The organism is Nocardioides pocheonensis (assembly GCF_003725535.1).
Taxonomy (GTDB): Bacteria; Actinomycetota; Actinomycetes; order Propionibacteriales; family Nocardioidaceae; genus Marmoricola; species Marmoricola pocheonensis.
On sequence record NZ_RJSF01000019.1, the window covers coordinates 110,293 to 127,019 of the forward strand.

Below are 16,727 nucleotides of genomic sequence, written 5' to 3' on the forward strand. Positions count from 1 at the left end.
CGTGGCCAAGAAGGCACCGGCCAAGAAGGCCGCCGCGAAGAAGGCGCCTGCGAAGAAGGCTCCCGCCAAGAAGGCACCTGCGAAGAAGGCGGCCAAGAAGGCCTGATCGCCCTCGGTCGACCCACGTCGGTCAACGAACGGCGGTGTCCCGCGAGGGGCACCGCCGTTCGCGTTCTCCGGGCACCGGTGGCCCGTCGGCTCGCGCCGTCAGCTCCCGGCGAGGTGGCCCAGGCCGGCCGCCGCAGCCGCGGTGTGCGGCCCGACCCCGAACTGCAGGGCCCGCTGGAGGTCCGCGGTGGTGTCGACGTCGAGGCGCAGGGAGGCGAGGTCCGCGGTGATGGCCGCGGCTCCGCCGTCCGCGTGCGCACGGGCAGAGTCGGGACCGAAGCGTGGGTCGAGCGCGGTCCCCGGTGGCGCCACCAGCAGCGTCGTGCCGGTGCCGGCGGCGTCGGCGACGAACGACCGACGGTCGAACGGTGCGGCGGTGAGCGCCGCCTCGAGGTCCTCGCTGCGCAGGCACGGCAGGTCGGCGAGCATCACCGCTGTCCCGCGCGCGGGTTCGGCCACCGCGCGTGCCGCGTGCGTCAAAGCGCGGTTCAGGTCGCCGGCGCCCTCGTCGGGCACCACCGTGACGTCGAGACCGGCCAGGACCGGCTCGAGCGCAGTGCGATCGCCGACGACGTGCACCCGTACCAGGGGCGTGCGCAGCGCCGCCGTCACGGCGTCGCGCGCGAACGCCGCCATCAGCTCGGCCCTGCCCACCGCCCCCACGGCGTCGAGGCGGGTCTTCGCTTCCCGGCCGTCCTTGATCGGGATGAGAAGGGTGAACCGCGGAGTCGTCACGACCACGATCCTCCCAGCCTCGTCGGTACGCTCTTCCTGCACGGTCGGGTGGCGACGAGGGGATGCAGATGCTCAAGGTCCGCAAGGTCCAGGAGAAGCGTGGCTGGGCCTGGGCGACCGTCGTGGCGATCATCAAGCCGCTGCTGATCACGACGACGAAGCACGAGTGGATCGACGGAGAGAAGATCCCGGCCTCGGGCGGCTGTGTGGTCGCGATGAACCACATCTCCCACATCGATCCGCTGACGCTGGGCTGGCTGCTCTACGAGCACGGGCGCCTGGTGCGCTACCTCGCCAAGGACGCCCTGTTCGAGACCCCGGTCGTCAAGCACATCGTCCGTGACGCCAAGCAGATCCCGGTCTCGCGGCTGACCAGCGACGCCGCCAAGGCGTTCGACGCGGCCTGCCAGGCGGTGCGCGACGGTGAGTGCGTCGGGGTGTACCCCGAGGGCACGATCACCAAGGATCCCACCGGCTGGCCGATGCGCGGCAAGACCGGAGCGGCGCGGATCGCCCTCGAGACCGGCTGCCCGGTGATCCCGATCGGCCAGTGGGGCGCCCAGGACATCCTGCCGGCGTACTCGCTGCGCTTCCACGCCTTCCCGCGGCGCACGGCGCACTACAAGGTGGGAGACCCCGTCGACCTGTCCGACCTGGTCGGCAGGCCGATCACGAACGACCTGCTCCAGGAGGCGACCGAGCGGATCATGGCGGCGATCACCGACCTCGTGGCCGACCTGCGTGGCGAGCCGGCACCCGCCGTACGCTTCGACCCACGTGCAGCCGGGGTCCGCCAGATCGGCAATCCCCGCAAGGACAAGAAGCGGAGGCGTGCCTGATGGCCCGGGTCGCAGTCTTCAGTGCAGGATCGTGGGGTACGGCGTTCGGACTCGTGCTGGCCGACGCCGGCAACGAGGTCCGGCTGCACGCCCGGCGCGAGGACGTCTGCGCGAACATCAACGACAAGCACGAGAACCCCGACTACTTCCCCGGCATCGAGCTGCCCGCGGCGGTGCGGGCCACCACGAACGCCGACGAGGCGCTCGACGGTGCCGAGTTCGTCGTGCTCTCGGTGCCCTCGCAGAGCCTGCGCGACAACCTGACCGGGTGGTCTCCGCTGATCGCCGAGGACGCCGTCTTCCTCTCGCTGATGAAGGGTGTCGAGCTCGGCACCACCAAGCGCATGAGCGAGGTGATCGCGGAGGTCACCGGCGCCGGTCCCGACCGGATCGCCGTCGTCAGCGGACCGAACCTCGCCAAGGAGATCGCCCAGCGCGAGCCCGCGGCCAGCGTGGTCGCGTGCGAGGACGAGGACGTCGCCCACCGGATCCAGGCGCTCTGCCACTCCAGGGCATTCCGTCCCTACCGCAGCACCGACGTGCTCGGCTGCGAGCTCGGCGGGGCCTACAAGAACGTCGTCGGCCTGTGCGTCGGCATGGCGGTGGGTCTGGGCTTCGGGGACAACACGACGGCGTCGGTGATCACGCGCGGGCTGGCCGAGACGGCGCGGCTGGCGATGAAGCTCGGAGCCGACCCGCTGACCCTGATGGGACTGGCCGGGCTCGGCGACCTGGTCGCCACGTGCTCCTCCCCGCTCTCGCGCAACCGCACGTTCGGCGAGAAGCTCGGCCAGGGCATGACCACCGAGGAGATCTACGCGACCACGAAGCAGGTCGCCGAGGGCGCGAAGTCGTGCTCCTCGATCCTGCAGCTGGCGCGCGACAACGGCGTCGACGCACCGATCGCCGAGCACGTCGACGCCGTCGTGCGTGGCGAGATCAGTGCCCGCGACATGATGGACGCCTTCATCGCCCGCGACACCAAGGCCGAGCGCGACTAACCCTGGTCGAGGGCGATGCCGAGGTTGACCCAGTGGTCGGTGATCTCCATGCCGAGCCCGAGGTAGAGGTCGAGCGCGCCGGTCCGTGAGTCGGTGCTCAGCTCCGAACGGGTGGCGCCGTGCCGGCGGGCGACGCCGAAGCCGTCCATGAGCAGCGCCTTGGCCAGGCCGCGGCCGCGCCGGTCGCGACGGACGGCCACCTTGGAGACGAAGCCGGTGTCACCGGACAGCACGATGTGCAGGCCGCCGACGACCTCGCCGCCAGGATCGACCACGACCCGAAGGTTCCACGGCTCGAAACCGGGCCGGCCGACCACCTGCGCGATCCAGTCGTCGTAGGACTGCTTCTCGCGGACCGACCACTCGAGGAAGGCGTCCTCGATCACGTCGTGGGCGGCGCGGCGGTCGGCGTCGGACTCCGCGACGCGGATCGTGTGGCCCGTCGGGAGCGGCTGCTCGACGAGGCGGTGGTCGTCGGGGAAGACCAGCACCCAGGAGTTCCAGCGCACCCGGTAGCCGAGCGCCCGCAGCAGCGCCTCTCCCGGCGACCCGACCGGCACCGGCATCCCGATGTCCTGATGGCCGAGGGCGCGGGCGCGGTCCTGCATCCAGCGGGCCAGCCAGGTGCCGACTCCGCGGCCGTGGTGCCCGGGGTGCACGGCGGCGTCACCACGAGCCGGTCCCATCACCTCGGCGTACGCGATGATCCGCTCGCCGTCGAGCACGCCGACGGAGTGGCTCGCGAGATCGTGGCTCGGCCGGCTCCAGTCGGCGACCAGGTCGGCCTCCTCGAGGTCGACCTTGCCCAGGACCTGCTGCTGCTCGGCCGCGACGACCTCGAACACGGCCGCGGCATCGGCGGTGGTGAGCGGTCGGTGGGCGAACCCGTCAGGCAGCCCGGGCAGGTCCGGCGCGTCCTCTCGCTGCGTCTCGCGTTCGCTCATGCGGTCGCGAGCGCCGAGGCGAGGTCGTCCCAGAGGTCCTCCACGTCCTCGATGCCGACCGAGAGCCGCACCAGCCCCTCGGGGATCGTCGTCGGCTCGGAACGCCAGCGTCGCCGGCGCTCGAACGTCGACTCCACGCCGCCGAGCGAGGTCGCGTGCACCCACAGCGACGTGCTGGCGGTCAGCCGGTCGGCGGCCTCGGCATCGGCGAGCACGATCGAGATCATGCCGCCGAAGCCCGGGTAGCGCACCTCGTGCACGGCCGCGTGCTCCCCGAGGCGTTTCGCGAGCTCGGTGGCGTTCGCCTGCGCGCGCTCCACCCGTACGCCGAGCGTCCGCATGCCGCGCAGGGCGAGCCAGGCCTCGAACGCACCGGGGATCGCGCCGATCAGGTCGCGCCGGCCCTTGAGGACCGCGTGCAGCTCGTCGTCGCGCGTCACGAGGGCGCCCATCACCACGTCGGAGTGACCCGCGAGGTACTTCGTGACGGAGTGCAGGACGAGGTCCGCGCCGAGGTCGAGCGGCCGCTGGAGCAGGGGAGTGGCGAAGGTGTTGTCCACGACCACCCGCGCGCCCGCCGCGTGCGCCGCGTCCGCGATCGTCGCGATCTCCGCCACCTCCATCGCCGGGTTCGTCGGTGACTCGATCACGACCAGGGCGGCGTCCGCGCACGCGGCCACCACGGCGTCGGTGTCCGCGATGTCCACGAGCAGCGCCCGCACCCGCCCGCGGGCCTCGAGGTCGGCGAGCTGCATCAGGCTGCCGTTGTAGGCGTGCCGCGGCGCCACGACGGTCTCGCCGTGGCCGACCAGGTCCAGCACGGTCGCCACGGCGGCGAGCCCGCTGGCGAAGGCGAGGCACCGGCCGCCCTCGAGGTCGCCGAGCGTCTCCTCGAAGGCGGTCCAGGACGGGTTGGCGTAGCGGCCGTACTCCCGCTCGCCGCCCGCGACGTACGTCGAGGCCATCGTGATCGGCACGTTGAGCGGCTCGTCTGGCTCGTGGGGCGGGCGGCCGGCGTGGACCGCGCGAGTGGCTGGACGCATGCCCCGAGCGTAGGTGCACGTCGTCCGCGAGCCCCAGGAGGTGGGGTCAGCGGCCGCCGCCGCCGCCGGTAGGGTCGTGCGGGTGGATGAGCAGCACGCGAGCAGCGCCGAGCACCCGCCCAGGAGGACCCGCGTCGCCGTCGTCTTCGGGGGTCGTTCGAGCGAGCACGCGATCTCGTGCGTGTCCGCCGGAAGCGTCATCGCCGCGCTGGACCCGGAGCGCTACGAGGTCATCCCGATCGGGATCACGCCCGACGGACGGTGGGTCCTGGAGTCCGGGGAGCCCGAACGCCTGGCGCTCGGGCCCGCGGGCGAGCTGCCCGCGGTCACCGGCGACAAGGAGGTCGCGCTCCGCACCTCGCTCGGCTCGGGGACCGACCTGGTCGTCCACGACGCCAGCGACGTGCCGACCAGCCTCGGCGAGGTCGACGTGGTCTTCCCGGTCATGCACGGGCCCTGGGGCCAGGACGGCACACTGCAGGGGCTCCTCGAGCTCGCCGGCGTGCGGTACGTCGGCGCCGGCGTGCTGTCCTCGGCGGTGGGCACCGACAAGATGTACATGAAGCTGCTCTTCTCCGCGCAGGGCCTGCCCGTGCTGCCCTGGGTGCCGGTCCGCCCCGGCGAGTGGGAGCGCGACTCCGCCGCGGTCACCGAGGCCGTCGCCGCGCTGCGCTACCCGGTGTTCGTCAAGCCGGCCCGGGCCGGCTCGAGCTTCGGGATCAGCCGGGTCGACTCTCCCGACGACCTGGGCGAGGCGATCCGGGTGGCCGAGAAGTTCGACCCCAAGGTGCTCGTCGAGGCCGCCGCGGTCGACGCCCGCGAGGTCGAGATCGGGGTCCTCCAGGGCCTCGACGGAGCCGCACCCGAGGCCAGCCAGATCGCCGAGATCCGGGTCGACGGCTCGCACGAGTTCTACGACTTCGAGGCCAAGTACCTCCCCGGCGAGAACACCGCCCTGGACATCCCCGCCGATCTCGAGGAGCACGTCGCGGCGAAGGTCCGCGCCCTCGCCGTGCAGGCCTTCGCCGCCCTGGACGTCGAGGGACTCGCCCGCGTCGACTTCTTCGTGTTCCCCGACGGCCGGGTCGTGGTCAACGAGGTCGAGACGATGCCGGGCTTCACCAGCACCTCGATGTTCCCGCGGATGTGGGCGGCCTCCGGGGTCAGCTACCCCGAGCTCGTCGACCGCCTGGTCCAGCTGGCGCTGAGCCGGCCCACCGGCCTGCGCTGATCGCCGGCTGATCGCGGGCTGTCAGGAGCAGTGCTTGCCGGTCGACACCGTGTGCGCGCGCACGACGGCGTCGAGGTCGGCCATCACCTCGGCGGGACCGTTCGGCCGGTAGTGGGCGGGCACCCGCACCTGGAGCACCGGGCTGCGAAACGCCAGGGTCATCACGGCGTCCAGGTGCAGGTCGTCGGCCTGGTCGGACGGGACCGACCAGCCGATGCCGTTGCGGGTGATGCACGGGTCACCCGCGAACGACTTCGGCAGCGGCGCCCCGCAGCGCAGCACGATCGCCGGGTCGCCCCAGGCCGCGGCGTACGTGCTCCCGGTGACCGTGCGCCGGCGCTGCTCCGCCACCGTGTCGGGCAGCACGGACAGCAGCCGCTGGCAGGTCTCGTGCCCGGCCGCGCTCACCGGGAACCGGTCGACGTGGACATCGTCCCCGCCGCAGCCGGAGAGCAGGAGTCCGGCCGACAGCACGGCGGCGCCCGCCACCCCACGGGGTGACGGGCGCCGGGAAGCCAGGGCGGTCAGCAGGGTGCTGACGTCAGATGTGCACGACCGGGCAGGTCAGCGTGCGCGTGATGCCCTCCAGGGTCTGCACCTTCGCGACCACGAGCTTGCCCAGCTCGTCGACGTTGCGGGCCTCGGCGCGCACGATCACGTCGTACGGACCGGTGACGTCCTCGGCGAGGATGACGCCCTTGATGTCGGTGATCTTGGCCGCAACCTCGGCCGCCTTGCCGACGTCGGTCTGGATCAGGATGTAGGCCTGTACAACCATCTACGTCTCCTCGTGTGGGCGGTGAGTGGACCGAGTTGCAACCTACCGGACCCACCGGATCGGTGAAACACGCAGCCCGGTCGGCCGCCACCGGCGGCCGGGATGGAAGAGTTGCCGACATGACGTCCCCCACGCCGTTCGCCTCCGGCGCCACCGTGGCCGACGTCGGGGAGTTCGGCCTGGTTCGCGAGTTCTCCACCCGCTTCGAGCAGGGCCCGCAGGTGTACGTCGGCCCGGGCGACGACGCCGCCGTCCTCCGGGCGCCGAAGGGCCACGTCGTGGTCTCGACGGACCTCCTCGTCGAGGGCCGGCACTTCCGGCGGGAGTGGGCCGAAGCGCGGGACATCGGCCGCCGCGCCGCCGCGCAGAACCTTTCCGACATCAACGCGATGGGCGGTCGCGCGACCGCCCTCACCGTCGGCCTCGCCCTCCCGCGCGACCTGCCGGCGCAGTGGGTGCTCGAGCTGGCCGACGGGATCGCGGAGGAGGCGGCCCTGGTCGGGGCGAGCATCGTCGGGGGCGACCTCACCGCGGGGTCGGAGGTGGTGATCGCGGTGACCGTGATCGGCGAGTGCAGCGTCGCTCCGGTGCTCCGCTCCGGCGCGCAGCCGGGCGACGTGCTCGCGATCGCCGGGAGGCAGGGCTGGGCCGCTGCCGGGCTGGCCGTCCTCGGGCGCGGCTTCCGCTCGCCCCGCAAGCTCGTCGAGGCCCACCAGCGACCCGAGCCGCCCTACGAGGCGGGTCCCGCGGCCGCCCAGGCCGGAGCCACCGCCATGATCGACGTCTCCGACGGGCTGGTCGCCGACGTCGGGCACGTGGCCGAGGCCTCAGGCGTCGCGATCGACATCGACCCGACCGCCTTCCCGCTCGACGAGCCGCTGCAGGCCGTCGGCGCGGCGCTCGGCGTCGACCCGATGCAGTTCGTGCTCGGCGGCGGCGAGGACCACCCGCTGGTGGCGACGTTCCCGCCGGACGTCCCGCTGCCCGACGGCTTCCGGGAGATCGGCCGGGTCAGTACCCTCGGCGACGCCGGGGTCCCCGCGGTGACGGTGGCCGGCACGGCGTACGAGGGCGTGCCGGGGCACACGCACTTCTGAGTCCGAGCCACGGTCTCGCGAGGAACGAGCGAGAGCGTGACGCGAGGAGGTTGAGCGAGCGCGCGGGGTGAGCTCGCGAACCCGCGACCGCGGGTCGAGACCCCGAAAAGCAGAACGGCGCGCGTGCCGAAGCACGCGCGCCGTTCCGGAAGCGTCAGGTCAGCGGGTGACCTTGCCGGCCTTCAGGCAGCCGGTGCAGACGTGGATCCGCTTGGGCGAACCGTTGACCGTCGCGCGGACGCGCTGGATGTTGGGGTTGAAACGGCGCTTGGTGATCTTGCGCGACCACGGCCGGTTGTTACCGAAACCGGGCTTCTTCGCGCAGATGTCGCAGACGGCAGCCACCGGGCACTCCTTGGGTTGAACGGGCATCTCGAAGTCAGGGGCCCGGGCGGGGCGACGGGTCCGGGGGACCCTGACGCGACTCGGGCAACCGAAGAAGAATAGACGACGGACGCCCCTGCACGCGAATCGGCGGGGGAGTGGCTACCGTGTGACCCGCATCGCCGACCCGGTCAGCTCCGGGACGGGGTCGGGACAGCGTCGGACGAGGGCCGAGAGTGGGACATGGGTGCGGACACCGAGAGCGGGAGCAGGGCGGGCGCGGAGTCGATCGCGACGTTCGACCTGAGCACCGTACGCCGGTTCGCCGAGCTCGCCGTCTGGGGCCTGTCCGAGGCGCGTGAGGAGATCGACGCGCTCAACGTCTACCCCGTGCCCGACGGCGACACCGGCACGAACATGTACCTCACCATGGACGCCGCCCGCGAGGCGCTCGAGCAGCGCCTGGCCGACGCGGGTGCCGACGAGGCCGACGGGGCAGACCTGCGCGGCGCGATGCAGGCCTACGCCCGGGGAGCCCTGCTCGGTGCCCGCGGCAACTCGGGGGTGATCCTCAGTCAGCTGATCGGCGCGCTGCTTCGGCGGATGGCCCAGGGCGCTCCCGACGACCGCTCGGCCGCGGTCTTCGCCGACGGCATGGTCCTCGCGACCGAGGCCGCCTACGCGGCGGTGGGCGAACCGGTCGAGGGCACGATCCTCTCGGTCGCGCGGGCCGCGACGCTGGCCGCGGTAGCCCGCGCCCAGGATCCCGAGGCGCGCCTGGGCGACGTGCTCGCGGCCGCGGCCGACGAGGCGCGCGCGGCGCTGGCCCGCACGCCCGACCAGATGAAGCTGCTCCACGACGCCGGCGTCGTCGACGCCGGTGGCCGCGGCCTCTGCGTGATCCTCGACGCCGCCGAGACGGCCGTCACCGGGCACCGGTCCGTGGGAGCCCCGGTCCCGATGGGCCGCCACGCGATCCCGCGACCCCTGCCCACCGGCGACCTGACGCCCGACGGGCCGGCGTACGAGGTGATGTACCTGCTCGACGCCGACGACGAGGCGATCCCGGAGCTGCGGACCCGGCTCCAGACCCTGGGCGACTCGCTCGTCGTCGTCGGCGGTGAGGGGCTGTGGAACGTCCACGTCCACGTCGACGACGTCGGCTCGGCCGTCGAGGCCGGCATCGACGCCGGCCGGCCCCGCCGGATCCGGGTCACCCACTTCGCCGAGCAGCTGACCCGTGCGCGCGAGAAGCGCGCGGAGCGGCGCGGACGCGCGGTCGTCGTGGTCGCGGCCGGTGAGGGACTGGCGTCGCTCTTCCGCGAGGCCGGCGCCGAGGTGATCGAGAGCGTGCCGGGCCGCCGGCCGAGCACGGGCGAGATCCTGGAGGCGATCGAGCGCACCCATGCCGAGGAGGTCGTGGTGCTGCCCAACGACCCCGACTCGCTCGGCGTCGCCGGGGCGGCCGCCGCGGCCGCCGAGGAGAACGGAAACGTCCGGGTGGTGGTCGTCCCGACCCGCGCCCAGGTGCAGGGCATCGCCGCGATGGCGGTCCACGAGCCGGGCCGCAGCTTCGACTCCGACGTGGTGCACATGACCTCGGCCGCGCGGAGCACCCGCCACGGAGCCGTGACCGTCGCCGCGAAGCAGGCGATGACGACCGCCGGGCCGTGCGAGCCGGGCGACGTGCTCGGTGTGCTGCAGGGCGACTTCGCGATCGTCGGCGACGACCTCGTCGAGGTGGCCACCGAGGTGCTCGAGCGGCTCCTCGGCGGAGGCGGCGAGATGGTCACGCTGGTCACCGGGCAGGACGCCGACGACCTCGCCGGCCGGTGCGAGGCCTGGGTCGAGGCCCACCATCCTGGCGTCGACGTGCTGGTCTACGAGGGCGGGCAGGCGCGCTACCCGCTGCTGGTGGCGGTCGAGTGACGGACCGGGTGGGCTGATCGTGCGCGTGGGCTGGGACTCGCCCCTGACCGCGGTGACCGGCAAGGCCACGACGAAGGTGGTCAAGGAGACCGGCTTCGCCACGGTGGGCGAGCTGCTGGAGCACTACCCGCGGCACTACGTCGAGCGCGGCCGGCTCAGCGACCTCGGCGAGCTCACCGAGGGTGACTACCTCTCCCTGGTCGGCCAGATCGTGCACTGCGAGCAGCACAGCTACCAGGACCGCCGCACCAAGCGCACGGCGTACCGGCTCGAGGTCCGGGTCAAGGCCGAGGACGGCGTCCTGGCGCTGACCTACTTCGACCGGACCAAGGGCAGCTCGGACTGGCACGCCAAGGAGTACGCCGTCGGCCGGGTCGGGCTCTTCTCCGGCCGGCTCAAGTGGTTCAACAACCACTGGGAGCTGACCAACCCCGACTCGCGGATGTACGTCGAGGACGGCGACGTCCTCGACCGGATGCCGGCGCTGATCCCGATCTACAAGGCCGTCGGCAAGCTGAACACCTGGCAGATCGAGGAGACCGTCGGGTTCGCCCTCGACCTCCTCGACGAGGTCCCGGAGACCCTGCCGGACGCGGTCCGCGCGGGGGAGGACCTGATCGGTCGCGCCCAGGCGCTGCGCTGGATCCACCACCCCGACGACTTCTCCCAGCTGGGCGCCGCCCGCAAGCGGCTCCGGTACGACGAGGCGTTCGTGACCCAGACCGTCCTCGCCCGCCGCCGGTCGGCGCTCCGGGCGATCCCGGCGTCGCCCCGCCCGGGGCGCGAGGACGGCATCCTGGCGGCGTTCGACGCCCGGCTGCCGTTCACCCTGACCGCGGGCCAGGCCCGGGTGGGCGAGGAGATCGCCGCGGAGCTCGCCGCCGCGCACCCGATGCACCGGCTGCTCCAGGGCGAGGTCGGCTCCGGCAAGACGCTGGTCGCGCTGCGGGCGATGCTCCAGGTCGTCGACGCCGGGGGACAGGCGGCCCTGCTGGCGCCCACGGAGGTGCTCGCCCAGCAGCACCTGCGCTCCATCGAGGGGATGCTCGGCGACCTCGGCCGCGGCGGTCTGCTCGGCGGCGCGGAGCACGCCACCCGGATCGCCCTGCTCACCGGCTCGATGGGCACGGCGGCGCGGCGCCAGGCGATGCTCGATGCCGCCTCGGGCGACGCCGGCATCGTGATCGGCACGCACGCGCTGCTGGAGGAGAAGGTCCAGTTCTTCGACCTCGGGCTGGTCGTCGTCGACGAGCAGCACCGCTTCGGCGTCGAGCAGCGGGCGGCCCTGACCAGCAAGGCCGGCAACCCGCCGCACGTGCTGGTGATGACCGCGACCCCGATCCCGCGCACGGTCGCGATGACGGTCTTCGGCGACCTCGACACCTCGACGCTCTCGGAGCTCCCGGCCGGGCGGGGCGACGTGCAGACCACCGTCGTACCGGTCCGGGCGCAGCCGTCCTGGCTCGAGCGCGCCTGGCAGCGGATCCGCGAGGAGGTCGCCGGCGGCCATCAGGCGTACGTCGTGTGCGCCCGGATCGGCGACGAGCCGCCCGCCGAGGAGGGGCCCGAGCTGCACGCCGTCGAGGAGCTCGCGCCCGAGCTCGCCCAGGGCGCGCTGCAGGGCCTGCGCGTGGAGATGCTGCACGGCCGGATGACGCCGGACGACAAGGACCGCGTGATGCAGGCGTTCGCGGCCGGCGACGTCGACGTGCTCGTCTCCACGACCGTGATCGAGGTCGGGGTCGACGTGCCGAACGCGACCGTGATGGTGATCCTCGACGCCGAGCGGTTCGGCGTCTCGCAGCTGCACCAGCTCCGCGGCCGGATCGGCCGGGGCGGCCACCACGGCCTCTGCCTGCTCGTGACCGGCGCCGCCCCCGACAGCCCGAGCCTGGAGCGCCTGGTGGCGGTCGCCTCGACCCGCGACGGCTTCGAGCTGTCCCGGATCGACCTCGAGCAGCGCCGCGAGGGCAACGTGCTCGGCGTCGAGCAGAGCGGGCGTCGCTCCGAGCTGCGGCTGCTGTCGGTGCTCAACGACGAGGACGTGATCGTCGCCGCGCGCGAGGCGGCGAGCGCCTACCTGGAGCAGGACCCCGACCTCGGCGCCACCCCCGGTCTTCGCGGTGCCGTCCTCGCGATCGAGGAGTCCGAGCGGGCCGACTTCCTGGACAAGGGCTGAGTGCGATGACCCGGATCATCGGCGGCTCCGCCGGCGGACGGCGGCTGCGGACGCCGCCCGGTGAGGCGACCCGACCGACCTCCGACCGGGTGCGCGAGGCGCTGTTCTCGGCCCTCGAGGCCGAGCTCGGCACCCTCCACGGCCTCCGCTTCCTCGACCTGTACGCCGGGTCGGGGGCCGTCGCGCTCGAGGCGGCGTCGCGTGGCGCGGTCTCGGTCACGGCGGTCGAGTCCGACCGCCGGACGGCCGCGATCGTGACGGCGAACGCCGCGGCGCTCGGTCTCCCGGTCGACGTGCGCGCGCAGCCGGTGGCGAGCGTGCTGGCGAGCGCCGCGCCGACGCCCTTCGACGTGGTGTTCCTGGACCCGCCGTACGCCCTGGGGAGCGAGGAGGTCGCCGAGGTCCTCGCGGCACTGGTCTCCCGCGGCTGGGTCGAGGCGGGCGGCGCTGTCGTGCTGGAGCGCTCTGCGCGTAGCGTGGCACCGAGCTGGCCGGACGGCCTCGAGGTCCGGCGGCAGAAGAAGTACGGCGAGACGGTGCTCTGGTACCTTCGGCGCGTTTCGGACTGATCCGGACACGTTTGGGGACGGCGGCTCACCCGCCGCGACGTGACAGGAGTGCACAGTGCGCAGAGCGGTCTGTCCGGGTTCCTTCGACCCGGTCACCAACGGCCACATCGACATCGTGTCCCGCGCCTCGCAGCTCTTCGACGAGGTCGTCGTGGCGATCGGGGTGAACAAGGCCAAGGCGAGTGCCCGGCTGTTCTCTGCCGAGGAGCGCATGGAGATGCTGGAGAAGGCCTGCGCGGACTTCCCGAACGTCACCGTCGCCGGCTTCGAGGGACTGCTCACCACGTTCTGCGAGCAGAACGACATCCGCGCGATCGTCAAGGGGCTCCGCGCGGTCAGCGACTTCGACTACGAGCTGCAGATGGCGCAGATGAACTCCTCGCTCGTGGACGTGGAGACCGTGTTCATCCCCACCAGCCCCGAGTACTCCTTCCTCGCCTCCTCCCTCGTGAAGGAGGTGGCGATGTTCGGCGGCGACGTCTCGGCTCTCGTGCCGCCGTTCGTCCTCGAGCGGCTGCACGCCCGTCTCGCGGAGAAGCGGGCCGAGTCGGCGGGTGACGCAGAAGAAGGTCCGGGCCGATGAGGGACGACATCGACGCCCGCCTGCGCGACCTCCGCGCCGCGGTCGAGGACGCCCGCTCGGTCCCGATGTCGGCCTCGGTGATGATCAACCGGTCCGAGTTCCTCGACCTGATCGGCGCGCTCGAGGCCGCGCTCGAGCACACCCTCACCGACGCCACCGAGGTGGTCGGCGGCCGCGAGGCCGTCCTCGCCGAGGCCAGCAGCCAGGCGGAGGAGATCGTCCGTGCCGCCGAGATGGAGCGCGAGGTCCTCGTCTCCGAGACCGACGTCTTCCGGCTCGCCGAGGCCCGCGCCGCGGAGATCACCGAGACCGCCCAGAAGGCCGCCGAGGAGCTCCAGGCCGAGACCGAGCAGTACGTCGAGGAGAAGCTGGCCAACTTCGAGCTCACCCTCGAGCGCACGCTCGACCTGGTCCGCCGCGGCCGGGCCCGCCTCTCCGGCGGTCACTCCCACGCCCTCGGCGACGACAGCGACGTCGACGCCATCCACCTCCCGGATCACCTCGAGCGCTGAGCGGGCGCTGCGGCTGGGTTGGAGCGCGGCGAGCGGGTGCTGCGGCTGGGGCGGAACGCGGCGAGCGGGTGCCGCGGCTGGGGCGGAACGCGGCGAGCGGGTGCCGCAGGTGCGTGCCCGTGCCAGCGCGAGTGCCCGCTCGGCGTACTCGGAGGCAGCCGGAGTGCCCGCTCGGCGTACTCGGAGGCAGCCGGAGTGCCCGCTCGGTGTACCCGGAGGCTGCCGGACTGCCCGCTCGGCGGTCGTTTTGGTCGCGGAGCGGGCTACCGATAGACTCCCGTAGGTTCTGCAGAGCCTCGGACCGAAAGTGACATCGTGCGCAGCAAGCTCGACCCGAGAGCGCCGCTCGTGCTCGACACACGCGAGCTCGGCCGCCGCCCGGGGTCACAGCGCATGGTGTCGCTCACAGCCGAGGCTCCTGCAGAACTTGGCATCGAGATCCTGAGAGTGCCCGAGGGCTCGCCGGTCGACCTGGACCTGCGGCTCGAGGCGGTGATGGACGGGGTGCTCGTCACCGGGACGGCCACGGCCGACCTGGAGGGCGAGTGCGCGAGGTGCCTGGAGCCGATCGAGGACAGCGTCACGGTCGATCTCCAGGAGCTCTACCTGTACGAACCGGCGGACGGGAACGACGAGGACGACGATGTCAGCCGGCTCGAGGGAGACCTGCTCGACCTCGAACCGGTGCTGCGAGATGCGGTGGTGCTCGCGCTGCCGTTCCAGCCGTTGTGCCAGGACGACTGTCCGGGACTGTGCGTCGAGTGTGGCGCGCGCCTGGCGGACGACCCGGACCACCGGCACGACGAGCCCGTCGATCCACGGTGGGCAGCGTTGGCCGATCTCGCACCCCATCCAGACGAAGACTGAACCACCCGAAGTCGACCGGTCAGCTGACCCGGACAAGGAGTACACCGTGGCTGTCCCGAAGCGGAAGATGTCGCGCAGCAACACGCGTCACCGTCGCTCGCAGTGGAAGGCCGTCGCGCCCTCGCTGGTGAACTGCGCCAACCCTGCCTGCGGTGCCAAGCACCTGCCGCACCGCGCGTGCCCCGAGTGCGGCCAGTACGGCGCCAGGGCTGACCGTCGCCAGGTCATCTGACCGGGCTGCAAGGCCTGTGACGCAGCAGCCGCACGACCCTGAGCCGTTCAGCGACCTGCGCGCCGCGCTCGGTGATCCGACCCTGGATCCCGAGCTGCTCGAGCTTGCCCTGACGCACCGCTCGTTCGCGTACGAGAACGGCGGCCTGCCGACCAACGAGCGGCTGGAGTTCCTCGGCGACTCGGTGCTCGGCGTGGTGATCACCGAGACGCTCTACCGCACCCACCCCGACCTCTCCGAGGGCCGGCTGGCAAAGCTCCGGGCCGCGGTGGTCAACGCCCGCGCCCTGGCCGAGGTGGCCCGCACGATCGGGCTCGGCCCCTACATCCGCCTCGGCAAGGGCGAGGAGTCCACCGGGGGCCACGACAAGTCCTCGATCCTCGCGGACACCGTCGAGGCGATCATCGGGGCGGCGTACCTCTCCGGGGGCTTCGAGACCGCCGGCGCGCTGGTGCACCTGCTCTTCGACCCGATGCTCACCGCGGCCGCGGCCCTCGGGGCCGGGCTGGACTGGAAGACGAGCCTGCAGGAGTTCTGCGCCGAGCACGACCTGGGCGTGCCGCAGTACGTCATCGAGGACGACGGCCCCGACCACCTGAAGACCTTCACCGCGCAGGTCAGGGTCGCCGACCGGCTGCACGGCCACGGCGTCGGCCGGTCGAAGAAGGAGGCGGAGCAGCAGGCCGCCGAGTCGGCGTACCGCACGCTCGTCGACGAGCTCGCTCCGGCCGAGCAGGGCTCGGGCGACGCTTCCGGGGACGCCTCCGCCGCCGGTGCCTGAGCTCCCCGAGGTCGAGGTCGTCCGGCGCGGCCTGGACGCTCACGTCCTGGGCCGCACGATCGAGGCGGTCGAGGTGCTCCACCCGCGCCCCGTACGCCGGCACCTGCCCGGGCCCGAGGACTTCGCCGCGCTCCTGACCGGTCGCGCGTTCACGGCCGCCCGCCGACGCGGGAAGTTCCTGTGGCTGCCGTTGGACCCGCTGGACGGGGCCGCTCCCGCGGACGCGCTGCTCGCGCACCTCGGCATGAGCGGCCAGCTGCTCGTGCAGCCGGTCGACGCGCCTGCCGAGCGCCACCTGCGCGTGCGGTTCCGCCTGGGCGCGAGCCCCGCGGGCGGGCCGCTCGACCTGCGCTTCGTCGACCAGCGAATGTTCGGGGGCCTGTGGTACTCACCCGGCGGGGGCGAGCTGCCCGCGGAGCTGGCCCACATCGCCCGCGACCCGCTCGACCCGGACTTCGAGGAGGACGCGTTCGTGCGGCGGGTGCGACGCAGCTCCTCGGGGATCAAGCGGATCCTGCTCAACCAGACGATGCTCTCCGGCGTCGGCAACATCTATGCAGACGAGGCCCTCTGGCGCGCGAAGGTCCACGGCGAACGCCGCGGGGACCAGCTGACCCCAGGACAGGTCCGGGAGGTGCTCGAGGCCGCCCGCGCGGTCATGACGGCCGCGCTCGGTGAGGGCGGCACCTCCTTCGACGCGCTCTACGTCAACGTCAACGGCGAGAGCGGGTACTTCGACCGGTCGCTCCGGGCCTACGGCCGCGAGGGCGAGCCCTGCGCGCGGTGCGGTACGCCGATCCGGCGGGCGTCGTTCATGAACCGGTCGTCGTTCTTCTGCCCGGTGTGCCAGCCGGCCCCGCGGGCGCGCCGGCCGCGCGCCGTTCGGGGGAGCATCGGGGGTTGATCCGGGCTCGCCGTCCATGAGACTCTTGGAGGCGGCCCGGTCAAGGGCCACCTTCCAAGACTCCCCCCGGA

Annotated in this window: 19 protein-coding genes; 13 read left to right on the top strand and 6 right to left on the bottom strand. The window is 72.9% G+C overall.

What is annotated here, in order from left to right; translation table 11 throughout:
- Positions 1–207 precede the first annotated feature (207 nt).
- Complete coding sequence (gene cofC, locus EFL26_RS06360) at positions 208–843, bottom strand: 2-phospho-L-lactate guanylyltransferase (protein WP_123222419.1); 636 nt, start codon at positions 841–843, stop codon at positions 208–210.
- Positions 844–911: 68 nt separating this feature from the next.
- Between cofC and EFL26_RS06365 the strand changes: the two genes are divergently transcribed.
- Both EFL26_RS06365 and EFL26_RS06370 read left to right on the top strand, forming a co-directional pair.
- Complete coding sequence (locus EFL26_RS06365) at positions 912–1,682, top strand: lysophospholipid acyltransferase family protein (protein WP_123222420.1); 771 nt, start codon at positions 912–914, stop codon at positions 1,680–1,682.
- Positions 1,682–2,683, top strand: coding sequence for an NAD(P)H-dependent glycerol-3-phosphate dehydrogenase (locus EFL26_RS06370; RefSeq protein ID WP_123222050.1), 1,002 nt, complete (start codon positions 1,682–1,684; stop codon positions 2,681–2,683). Before EFL26_RS06365 ends, EFL26_RS06370 begins: the two co-directional genes overlap by 1 nt.
- On the opposite strand, the gene EFL26_RS06375 is transcribed toward EFL26_RS06370, so the two are convergent.
- Both EFL26_RS06375 and EFL26_RS06380 read right to left on the bottom strand, forming a co-directional pair.
- A complete protein-coding gene (locus tag EFL26_RS06375; protein ID WP_123222051.1) occupies positions 2,680–3,627 on the bottom strand; it encodes a GNAT family N-acetyltransferase in 948 nt (315 codons plus the stop codon). The two genes, EFL26_RS06370 and EFL26_RS06375, sit on opposite strands and share 4 nt — an antisense overlap.
- On the bottom strand, positions 3,624–4,670 hold the full coding sequence (locus EFL26_RS06380) for a trans-sulfuration enzyme family protein (RefSeq protein ID WP_123222052.1): 1,047 nt from the start codon (positions 4,668–4,670) through the stop codon (positions 3,624–3,626). Before EFL26_RS06380 ends, EFL26_RS06375 begins: the two co-directional genes overlap by 4 nt.
- Before the next feature lie 82 nt (positions 4,671–4,752).
- Between EFL26_RS06380 and EFL26_RS06385 the strand changes: the two genes are divergently transcribed.
- Complete coding sequence (locus EFL26_RS06385; RefSeq protein WP_123222421.1) at positions 4,753–5,901, top strand: D-alanine--D-alanine ligase family protein; 1,149 nt, start codon at positions 4,753–4,755, stop codon at positions 5,899–5,901.
- A gap of 21 nt (positions 5,902–5,922) precedes the next feature.
- Here the strand turns inward: EFL26_RS06385 and EFL26_RS06390 are convergent, their stop codons facing one another.
- Together EFL26_RS06390 and EFL26_RS06395 are read right to left on the bottom strand one after the other, a co-directional pair.
- A complete protein-coding gene (locus tag EFL26_RS06390; RefSeq protein WP_221176858.1) occupies positions 5,923–6,390 on the bottom strand; it encodes a DUF3515 family protein in 468 nt (155 codons plus the stop codon).
- 52 nt (positions 6,391–6,442) lie between these two features.
- Positions 6,443–6,679 carry an Lrp/AsnC family transcriptional regulator gene (locus EFL26_RS06395; protein ID WP_123222054.1) on the bottom strand — a complete coding sequence of 79 codons (237 nt, stop codon included), beginning with the start codon at positions 6,677–6,679 and terminating at the stop codon, positions 6,443–6,445.
- Positions 6,680–6,798: 119 nt separating this feature from the next.
- Between EFL26_RS06395 and EFL26_RS06400 the strand changes: the two genes are divergently transcribed.
- Entirely contained in the window at positions 6,799–7,776 is a 978-nt protein-coding gene (locus tag EFL26_RS06400) for a thiamine-phosphate kinase (protein WP_123222055.1), read from the top strand.
- Positions 7,777–7,935: 159 nt separating this feature from the next.
- On the opposite strand, the gene rpmB is transcribed toward EFL26_RS06400, so the two are convergent.
- Positions 7,936–8,121 carry a 50S ribosomal protein L28 gene (rpmB, locus tag EFL26_RS06405; RefSeq protein WP_123222056.1) on the bottom strand — a complete coding sequence of 62 codons (186 nt, stop codon included), beginning with the start codon at positions 8,119–8,121 and terminating at the stop codon, positions 7,936–7,938.
- 222 nt (positions 8,122–8,343) lie between these two features.
- On the opposite strand from rpmB, the gene EFL26_RS06410 reads away from it, so the two are divergent.
- The 9 genes from EFL26_RS06410 to mutM all read left to right on the top strand — a co-directional run bounded on the left by EFL26_RS06410 (position 8,344) and on the right by mutM (position 16,656).
- A complete protein-coding gene (locus tag EFL26_RS06410; RefSeq protein ID WP_123222057.1) occupies positions 8,344–10,029 on the top strand; it encodes a DAK2 domain-containing protein in 1,686 nt (561 codons plus the stop codon).
- A gap of 25 nt (positions 10,030–10,054) precedes the next feature.
- Positions 10,055–12,208 (top strand): ATP-dependent DNA helicase RecG, encoded by a 2,154-nt coding sequence (locus tag EFL26_RS06415; RefSeq protein WP_246000049.1) that lies wholly within the window; start codon positions 10,055–10,057, stop codon positions 12,206–12,208.
- A 5-nt stretch (positions 12,209–12,213) separates the two neighbouring features.
- Complete coding sequence (gene rsmD / locus EFL26_RS06420; RefSeq protein WP_123222058.1) at positions 12,214–12,777, top strand: 16S rRNA (guanine(966)-N(2))-methyltransferase RsmD; 564 nt, start codon at positions 12,214–12,216, stop codon at positions 12,775–12,777.
- A gap of 55 nt (positions 12,778–12,832) precedes the next feature.
- On the top strand, positions 12,833–13,360 hold the full coding sequence (gene coaD, locus EFL26_RS06425; protein WP_123222059.1) for a pantetheine-phosphate adenylyltransferase: 528 nt from the start codon (positions 12,833–12,835) through the stop codon (positions 13,358–13,360).
- Entirely contained in the window at positions 13,357–13,872 is a 516-nt protein-coding gene (locus EFL26_RS06430) for a hypothetical protein (protein WP_123222060.1), read from the top strand. Before coaD ends, EFL26_RS06430 begins: the two co-directional genes overlap by 4 nt.
- Before the next feature lie 315 nt (positions 13,873–14,187).
- Positions 14,188–14,739 carry a YceD family protein gene (locus EFL26_RS06435; RefSeq protein ID WP_246000050.1) on the top strand — a complete coding sequence of 184 codons (552 nt, stop codon included), beginning with the start codon at positions 14,188–14,190 and terminating at the stop codon, positions 14,737–14,739.
- 46 nt (positions 14,740–14,785) lie between these two features.
- Positions 14,786–14,971 (top strand): 50S ribosomal protein L32, encoded by a 186-nt coding sequence (gene rpmF, locus EFL26_RS06440; RefSeq protein ID WP_123222424.1) that lies wholly within the window; start codon positions 14,786–14,788, stop codon positions 14,969–14,971.
- A 16-nt stretch (positions 14,972–14,987) separates the two neighbouring features.
- The gene (gene rnc / locus EFL26_RS06445) at positions 14,988–15,752 is read left to right on the top strand and encodes a ribonuclease III (RefSeq protein WP_246000051.1); all 765 of its coding nucleotides are present in this window, start codon (positions 14,988–14,990) and stop codon (positions 15,750–15,752) included.
- On the top strand, positions 15,745–16,656 hold the full coding sequence (gene mutM, locus EFL26_RS06450) for a bifunctional DNA-formamidopyrimidine glycosylase/DNA-(apurinic or apyrimidinic site) lyase (RefSeq protein WP_123222062.1): 912 nt from the start codon (positions 15,745–15,747) through the stop codon (positions 16,654–16,656). The genes rnc and mutM overlap by 8 nt, the downstream gene beginning before the upstream one ends.
- Positions 16,657–16,727: the final 71 nt, after the last annotated feature.